This is a genomic window from Mycolicibacterium pyrenivorans (assembly GCF_025821625.1).
Taxonomy (GTDB): Bacteria; Actinomycetota; Actinomycetes; order Mycobacteriales; family Mycobacteriaceae; genus Mycobacterium; species Mycobacterium pyrenivorans.
This window is the reverse complement of the sequence record NZ_JACKSH010000276.1, coordinates 1-2,669: the sequence shown is the minus strand read 5'-3', so window position 1 is coordinate 2,669 and position 2,669 is coordinate 1. Positions and strand designations below refer to the sequence as shown.

General features: G+C 65.8%; 1 protein-coding gene. It reads left to right on the top strand.

All coding sequences use genetic code 11. The annotated features are described in order from the left end of the window. Positions 1-1,984: 1,984 nt before the first annotated feature. Entirely contained in the window at positions 1,985-2,557 is a 573-nt protein-coding gene (locus tag H7I57_RS30215) for a hypothetical protein (protein ID WP_264028223.1), read from the top strand. Positions 2,558-2,669 lie beyond the last annotated feature (112 nt).

The following is a 2,669-nucleotide window of genomic DNA, read 5'->3' as shown; positions in this document are numbered from 1 at the left end:
CCAGCCGAACGGCAATCCGGTCACCGGAACCTGGAACGCGGCGACCAAGACCCTCAGTCTGACGGGGACCGCGACGATTGCGCAGTATGAGGCGGCGATCAANGCGNTCACGTTCTCCACCACCGAGGGCGGGCTGCCGCGCAGCATCACGATCAACGTGACCGATGAGGCTGAAGTCTCGAGTCTGGCCCCCGGTGTTGCAGTGGTGACGGTGATCGGTTTGCCGCCGGTCATCACCACCATCGGCACCCCGATTTACACGTTGGGCGGATCCCCGGTTCAGGTGGTCTCGGTCGTCGAGGTGCTCGACGCCGACTCCGACGAACTGTCCGGCGCGACGGTGACGATCGTGACCGGCGGCCAGGATGGTGACGCCGACTCCGACGAACTGTCCGGCGCGACGGTGACGATCGTGACCGGCGGCCAGGATGGTGATCTGCTCGATTATGTTCAGCCGAACGGCAATCCGGTGACCGGTTCCTGGGACGCGGCGACCAAGACCCTCAGTCTGACGGGGGCCGCGACGATCGCGCAGTATGAGGCGGCGATCAAGGCGATCACGTTCTCCACCACCGAAGGCGGGCTGCCGCGCAGCATCACGATCAACGTGACCGATGAGGCTGAAGTCTCGAGTCTGGCCCCCGGCGCTGCAGTGGTGACGGTGATCGGTTTGCCGCCGGTGATCACCACGGTGGGTGCGCCGATCTACACGTTGGGCGGATCCCCGGTTCAGGTGGTCTCGGTCGTCGAGGTGCTCGACGCGGACTCCGACGAGCTTTCCGGCGCGACGGTGACGATCGTGACGGGCGGCAAGGCCGGCGACCTGCTCGATTATGTTGCCCCGTCAGGAAACCCGGTCACCGGTTCCTGGAACGCGGCAACCAAGGCCCTCACGCTGACGGGGACCGCGACGATCGCCCAGTACGAAGCGGCGATCAAGGCGGTCACGTTCTCCACCACCGAGGGCGGGCTGCCGCGCAGCATCACGATCAGTGTGATGGATGAGGCCGAGGTTGAGAGTCTGGCCCCCGGCGCTGCAGTGGTGACGGTGATCGGTTTGCCGCCGGTGATCACCACCATCGGCACCCCGATTTACACGTTGGGCGGATCCCCGGTTCAGGTGGTCTCCGTGGTGGAGGTGCTCGACGCGGACTCCGACGAGCTTTCCGGCGCGACGGTGACGATCGTGACCGGCGGCCAGGATGGTGATCTGCTCGATTACGTTCAGCCGAACGGCGACCCGGTGACCGGTTCCTGGGACGCGGCGACCAAGACCCTCAGTCTGACGGGGGCCGCGACGATCGCCCAGTACGAAGCGGCGATCAAGGCGGTCACGTTCTCCACGACCGAGGGCGGGCTGCCGCGCAGCATCACGATCAACGTGACCGATGAGGCTGAAGTCTCGAGTCTGGCCCCGGGGGCTGCGGTGGTGACGGTGATCGGGCTGCCGCCGCTCATCACCACCATCGGCACCCCTGTCCACACGATCAACACCGCTCCTGTGACGCTGATCTCGGAAGCCGGCATCGCCGACGTCGACTCCGATTACATGTCGGGTGCCAAGGTGCAGATCACGCTGCTGGCGCAGTCCGGGGACAGATGCGGGCACCAAGACGCTGACCTTGAGCGGAACCGCCACCAAGGCACAGTACGAACAGGCGCTCGAGGCGGTGACCTTCTCGGCCACCGGCGGCGCACTGATCGTGCGCACCGTGTCGATCACCGTCACCGACGACGCGAACAAGGCCAGCCCCGTGCCCGCCACGATCCTCGCAAGCGCACGGTACTCCTCGGCGCCGACGGTAGCGACGATCGGAGTCCCGACCTACACCCTCGGCAAGGAACCGACGCAACTGATCTCCGTGGCTGACATCGCCGACATTGACTCCGATTACATGTCGGGTGCCAAGGTGCAGATCACGCTGCTGGCGCAGTCCGGGGACACGCTGGGTTACACGGCGATGCGGGCACCAAGACGCTGACCTTGAGCGGAACCGCCACCAAGGCACAGTACGAACAGGCGCTCGAGGCGGTGACCTTCTCGGCCACCGGCGGCGCTCTGATCGTGCGCACCGTGTCGGTCACCGTGACCGACGATGCGGGTGTGAACAGCGCACTTCCCGGGACGGTCCTTGCCAACGTGGCGAATCCGATCGCGCCGTTGGTGGCGCCGATCGGGGCACTGATTTATGGGGCGGACGATCCGGCGGTGAAACCGATCACGACGGTCGCCATCTCCGATATCGATTCGGACTACATGTTCGGTGCCACTGTGCGGATCTCGGGCAACTACAACTCGGGGGACGTCCTCGGCTACGTGGCCCCTTCCGGGAGTCCGGTCGGCGCAGTGTGGGATGTGGGCACCCGAACCTTGACGCTGTCCGGTACCGGGACGAAGGACCAGTACGAGGCGGCGCTCAAGGCGGTCACCTTCTTTGCGTCGGAGCCGGGCGGGCTGTTGGACCTCGGTGAGATCCGGACACTGTCGATCGTCGTCCGGGACGACTCCAACGTGTCCAGCCTGACCGCCACCGTGACGGTCGGGGTGACGATCTAGCACCGCCGCTCAGCGCTTAGCCTTGATTCACCGATCGACCCTCGGCGTGGGGGCGAATTCGGTTGTGCGCTTTGGAGTCGGGGTGGGCCGTTGTGCGGGATCAGATGATGGC